At 71.1% G+C, this 6,084-nt stretch carries 4 protein-coding genes; 2 read left to right on the forward strand and 2 right to left on the reverse strand.

The window, feature by feature from the left end:
* Nucleotides 1-15 precede the first annotated feature (15 nt).
* Nucleotides 16-1,035, forward strand: coding sequence for an oxidoreductase (locus GAS53_RS27705; RefSeq protein WP_151480438.1), 1,020 nt, complete (start codon nt 16-18; stop codon nt 1,033-1,035).
* 161 nt (nt 1,036-1,196) lie between these two features.
* A complete protein-coding gene (locus GAS53_RS27710; RefSeq protein ID WP_151480439.1) occupies nt 1,197-2,837 on the forward strand; it encodes an ABC-F family ATP-binding cassette domain-containing protein in 1,641 nt (546 codons plus the stop codon).
* A gap of 103 nt (nt 2,838-2,940) precedes the next feature.
* On the opposite strand, the gene GAS53_RS27715 is transcribed toward GAS53_RS27710, so the two are convergent.
* Together GAS53_RS27715 and GAS53_RS27720 are read right to left on the reverse strand one after the other, a co-directional pair.
* On the reverse strand, nt 2,941-3,513 hold the full coding sequence (locus GAS53_RS27715; protein WP_151480440.1) for a putative glycolipid-binding domain-containing protein: 573 nt from the start codon (nt 3,511-3,513) through the stop codon (nt 2,941-2,943).
* A 65-nt stretch (nt 3,514-3,578) separates the two neighbouring features.
* Nucleotides 3,579-5,981, reverse strand: a complete 2,403-nt coding sequence (locus GAS53_RS27720; protein WP_151480441.1) for a Tex family protein — start codon at nt 5,979-5,981, stop codon at nt 3,579-3,581.
* Between the last annotated feature and the right edge of the window lie 103 nt (nt 5,982-6,084).

The raw sequence follows: 6,084 nt of genomic DNA on the forward strand, positions 1-6,084 counted from the left end.
GGGGATACTCACAGCATGTCTGCCGAGTACGCGACCTTCGGCCTGGCCCCGGCGATGCGTGCCGGCGGCGTCCTTGCCAATGGTGACTACCAAGTGCACCGGGACTTCGTGGACTTCATCGTCGACGGACGCCCGCTGCTGTACCAGCTCTCCGACCTCGACGCCGTGTCCCCCCTCGCCTCCGACGTACCGCCCGCGATCTTCACCGCACAGGTACGCAGTCTGCTGCTGGAAGCCGACGCTCCGCTTGAGGGCGGCCGGTACGTCATCTACGGCTGCCCGGAGTGCGAGGACCTCGCCTGCGGTGCCGTGACCGCGGCGATCGAGCGCCACGGCGACGACTACGAATGGCGCGACTTCGCCTGGCAGACCGACGAGCAGGCGGATCTGGAGCGCAACGGCTATCACGGCATAGGCCCGTTCCGCTTCCGCGGCGCCGAGTACCGCGCCGCGCTCGGCTCCCTGCTCACCGGCGCCGCGGGCGAGCGCCGCCGGGTCCTTCTGATCGGTGCCCGGGCCGCCGTCCTGGCCAAGCTCGCGGCAGCCCTGCGGATCATCAACATCGGCGCGGACGTCACCAGGGACGCCACCGACGTCCCCGCCGACGAACTGCGCACCTATGGCGCGGTCGCCTTCGGCCGTGCGGTCACCGAGCAGGAACGTGCCGCCGTACGCGAGTCCTTCGAGCGCGCCGGCGTCGACGTCGCGTATGTCGAGGGCCTGGCCCCGATCATCCCGCTCCTGGTCGCCCAGATCGAACACGCCCTGGACCGCAGCCCTGAGGAACAGCGCCGCCTGACCCGGCTGGTCGCCGCCGACGGCGAGGCGGGCGTCGAGGTCACCTCCACCTGCCGGGTCCAGCTGACCGCGTACCGCCTGGACCGCCTCTACCGCACGCATATGTACGAGGTCTTCGACGGCGTCCTGGAAGCGGGCCGCCACCGGCTCCCACTGGACGCGAAGGCCACGAAGGGGGAGTCCTTCATCGTGGCGCGGACGTCGGGGGGCGTGTTGGTGGAACCGATGGCGCGCTGAGGAGGTGGGAGGGCGTCCGTGTCCTGACGGCCCGGGCTTGCTGAGAGCCCGGCCGCTGACGTGCGCGGAGCCCGGGCCCTGACGTGCGCCGAGCCCGGGCCCTGACGTGCGTGAAACCCGGGCGCAGGGGTGCGGGCCGGGCGATTAGGATCGGCCCCCTGATGACTGCCACTCTCGTCGCCAAGAATCTCGCCGCCGGACACGGCGACCGCTCGCTCTTCTCCGGGCTCGACCTCGTCGTCGCGCCCGGCGACGTGATCGGGCTCGTCGGTGCCAACGGCGCGGGCAAGTCCACCCTGCTGCGGATGCTCGCCGGGCTGCTCACGCCCGAGGAGGGCGAGCTGCGGCTCTCCCCGCCGGCGGCGACCGTCGGTCATCTGCCGCAGGAGCCGGAGCGGCGGGAGGGCGAGACCGTACGGGACTTCCTGGCGCGCCGCACGGGCGTCGCCGAGGCCCAGCGCCTGATGGACGAGGCCACGCAGGCGCTCGTCGACGGGGCGCCGGGCGCGGACGACGCGTACGCGACCAGCCTGGAGCGCTGGCTCGGGCTCGGCGGCGCCGACCTCGACGAGCGGGCCGAGGAGGTCGCCGATTCGCTGGGCCTCGGAGTGGGCCTCGACCAGCTGATGACGTCCCTGTCCGGCGGCCAGGCCGCCCGCGCCGGACTAGCCTCGCTCCTGCTCTCCCGCTACGACGTGTTCCTGCTCGACGAGCCGACCAACGACCTCGACCTGGACGGCCTGGAGCGCCTCGAACGCTTCGTCTCCGGTCTGCGCGCGGGCACGGTCGTGGTCAGCCACGACCGCGAGTTCCTCACCCGCACGGTCACCAAGGTTCTCGAACTCGACCTCGTACAGCAGCAGATCACCCTGTACGGCGGCGGATACGAGGCCTACCTGGAGGAGCGGGACGTGGCGCGCCGGCACGCCCGCGAGGACTACGAGGAGTACGCCGACAAGCGGTCCGCGCTCGAAGGACGTGCCCAGATGCAGCGCTCCTGGATGGACAAGGGCGTCAAGAATGCCCGGCGCAAGGCGAACAACGACAACGACAAGATCGGCCGCAAGTTCCGCAGCGAGGCCAGCGAGAAACAGGCCGCCAAGGCCCGGCAGACCCAGCGCATGATCGAGCGGCTCGACACCGTCGACGAGCCGCGCAAGGAGTGGGAACTGCGGATGGAGATCGCGGCTGCGCCCCGGTCCGGTGCCGTGGTCGCCACCCTGCGGGACGCCGAGGTCCGGCGGGGCGACTTCACCCTCGGCCCGGCCACCCTCCAGATCGACTGGGCGGACCGGGTGGCCGTCACCGGCGCGAACGGCGCGGGCAAGTCCACGCTGCTGGGTGCCCTGCTGGGCCGCGTACCGCTGGACTCCGGCCACGCCTCCCTCGGCTCGGGTGTGATCGTCGGCGAGGTCGACCAGGCCCGCAAGCTGTTCCACGGACCGGAGGCACTGCTCGACGCGTTCTCCGCGGCCGTCCCCGACACCGAGCCCGCCGAAGTCCGCACCCTGCTGGCCAAGTTCGGCCTCAAGGCGGACCACGTCCTGCGCCCGGCGGCGACGCTCTCGCCGGGCGAACGCACCCGCTCCGCCCTAGCCCTCCTCCAGGGCCGAGGCGTCAACCTCCTCGTCCTCGACGAGCCGACGAACCACCTCGACCTACCGGCGATCGAGCAACTGGAATCAGCCCTGGATTCGTACGAGGGGACACTCCTCCTGGTCACCCACGACCGCCGCATGCTGAACGCGGTCCACACGACGCGCCGCGTAGAGGTGGCGTCGGGCAAGGTCACGGAACGCTGAGTGCCCCTTCAGGGGCGCGGGGCTGTTACATATGCGGCTCCGCCGCGTGGGCGCGACCAGCCACGGACGGCCCGCACTGTGAGTACGACCCATCACAACGCAGTCAGCGGGCCGCCAGCCGCACAGCCAACGAGGGGTAGTCCACAACACACCCGTCCGCGTCGAACTCCAGGTCACTCCGGAAGTCCTCGGAAACGAACCGAACCCGCCCCCCACCGCGCTCGCTCCGCCCGAGATGCGTGTACGTCTGCGGAGACGCCTCCACGGTCAACTCCGGTACAGACACCCACGCCATCAGAAAGTCACGCTCACCAGGACCGAGATGCAGCCCATGCCGCCGCACCGGCATGGTGTTCGTAAGGGGACACAGCCCCAGGTCACAGTCCAAGGCGCCGTTGACCTCGGGCAACGGCACCCCGTCGGCGGTCCACCGACCCTCGCCGTCGTGCCGCAGATCGAGAGCGCGCGCCCCCGCTGCGCTCTCGACGGTCACCCGCAGCCGACGGGTCACGAAGTCCTCGGCCGTGTCGAGTTCGTACGAGACCCAGTACGGCTCAGGAGTCGTCCCCACCGCACGTCCGTGTGCCCGCAGCAGGTCGCTGTCGAGCTCGATCCAAGCGGTCCCGTACCCCTTGCTCGCTGTGACTTCCCAGGTGATGACGCGCGAGGTGGCCATGTCGTCACTCTACGCGAGGACCGGGCCCGGGCCGCGGCATTGCCGGAAGGCCCGGGCCCGTGCGCTCAGCGTCGGCCCTTGTTCGGGTCGACCAGACCCGCGCGCCGCAGCGCGTCCGCCATCGCGCTGTTGGCGGGCGGCGGCGCCTGCCGCGAACCCCCGCCGCCGCCACCACCGCCACCGCCGGCGCGACCCTGCCGCGGCTGCTGGCCCCGCTGCTGCGGCGGCCGTCCGCCGCCACGCTGGGGGCGGCCCCCGCCACCCTGCTGGGCCTGCGGAGCGGCCTCGTCGTCGAGCCGCAGCGTCAGCGAGATCCGCTTCCGCGGAATGTCGATGTCCAGCACCTTCACCTTGACGATGTCGCCGGGCTTCACCACGTCCCGCGGGTCCTTGACGAACGTCTTGGACATCGCGGAGACGTGCACCAGACCGTCCTGGTGCACACCGACGTCCACGAAGGCACCGAAGGCGGCCACGTTCGTGACGACCCCTTCGAGGACCATCCCGGAGGTGAGGTCGGAGATCTTCTCCACGCCTTCCTTGAAGGTGGCCGTCTTGAAGGCGGGCCGCGGATCGCGCCCCGGCTTCTCCAGCTCCTTCAGAATGTCGGTCACCGTCGGCAGACCGAACGTCTCGTCCACGAATTCGTTCGGCCTCAGCGAGCGCAGCACCGCCGTGTTGCCGATCAGCGAGGCCACCTCGCTGCCCGCCGTCTTCACCATCCGCCGCACCACGGGATACGCCTCCGGGTGGACGCTCGACGCGTCCAGCGGGTCGTCACCGCCGCGGATCCGCAGGAAGCCCGCGCACTGCTCGTACGCCTTGGGGCCGAGCCGCGCCACGTTCTTGAGCGCGGTGCGCGACGTGAACGGACCGTTCGTGTCGCGGTGCGCCACGATGTTCTCGGCGAGTCCGGAGGTGATGCCGGAGACCCGGGAGAGCAGCGGCGCCGAGGCCGTGTTCACGTCCACGCCGACGCCGTTCACACAGTCCTCCACGACCGCGTCGAGGGAGCGCGAGAGCTTCACCTCGGACAGGTCGTGCTGGTACTGGCCGACACCGATCGACTTCGGGTCGATCTTCACCAGCTCGGCGAGCGGGTCCTGCAGCCGGCGGGCGATGGAGACGGCGCCGCGCAAGGACACGTCCATGCCCGGCAGCTCCTGCGAGGCGAAGGCCGAGGCCGAGTACACGGAGGCGCCCGCCTCGGACACCATCACCTTCGTGAGCTTCAACTCGGGGTGCTTGACGATGAGTTCACCGGCGAGCTTGTCCGTCTCGCGGGACGCCGTGCCGTTGCCGATGGAGACCAGCTCGACCGCGTGCTCCTTGGCGAGCCGGGCGAGCTTGGCGATGGCCTCGTCCCACTTGTTCGCCGGGACGTGCGGGTAGATGACGTCCGTGGCGACGACCTTGCCGGTCGCGTCGACCACGGCCACCTTCACGCCCGTACGGAACCCGGGGTCGAGCCCCAGCGTCGCGCGCGTGCCCGCCGGGGCGGCGAGCAGCAGGTCGCGCAGGTTCGCCGCGAAGACGTTGACCGCCTCGTCCTCGGCGGCCGTGCGCAGCCGCATCCGCATGTCGATGCCGAGGTGCACGAGCAGGCGGGTGCGCCAGGCCCAACGGACCGTGTCCGTCAGCCACTTGTCGGCGGGGCGGCCGCGGTCGGCGATCCCGAAGCGATGCGCGACGATCCCCTCGTACGAGGACGGGCCGGGCTGCTCGGACGGCTCCTCGGGCTCCAGGACGAGGTCCAGGACCTCCTCCTTCTCGCCGCGCAGCATCGCGAGAATGCGGTGCGAGGGCAGCTCCGTGAAGGGCTCGGAGAAGTCGAAGTAGTCGGCGAACTTGGCGCCCGCCTCCTCCTTGCCGTCCCGCACCTTGGCGGCCAGCCGGCCGCGCACCCACATGCGCTCGCGCAGCTCGCCGATCAGGTCGGCGTCCTCCGAGAACCGCTCGGTGAGGATCGCGCGGGCGCCGTCCAGGGCGGCCTGCGGGTCGGCGATGCCCTTGTCGGCGTCGACGAAGGCCGTGGCCGCGGCCAGCGGGTCGACGGACGGGTCGCCGAGCAGCCCCTCGGCGAGCGGCTCCAGACCCGCCTCACGCGCGATCTGCGCCTTCGTGCGCCGCTTCGGCTTGAACGGCAGATAGATGTCCTCGAGCCGCGCCTTGGTCTCGGCGGCACGGATCTGCGCCGCCAGCTCCTCGGTGAGCTTGCCCTGCTCACGCACCGAGTCGAGGATCGCCGTGCGCCGCTCCTCCAGCTCCCGCAGATAGCGCAGCCGCTCCTCGAGCGTGCGCAGCTGCGCATCGTCGAGCATCTCGGTCGCTTCCTTGCGGTAGCGGGCGATGAAGGGCACCGTCGAGCCCCCGTCGAGCAAGTCGACGGCGGCCTTCACCTGCCGCTCCCGTACGCCGAGTTCCTCGGCGATCCTGCCTTCGATGGACCCTACGAGGGGTGTCGTCACGATCCCGTACCGCCTTCTCCACTGAGGTTGCGCGGCAATTGTGGCAGGTGGCACCGACAACGGGGGATCAGGGCGGCCAACAGGGGGTCGACGCGGCGCCGGG

Origin of the sequence: Streptomyces albicerus, from assembly GCF_008905045.1 — a bacterium.
Classification (GTDB): Bacteria; Actinomycetota; Actinomycetes; order Streptomycetales; family Streptomycetaceae; genus Streptomyces; species Streptomyces albicerus.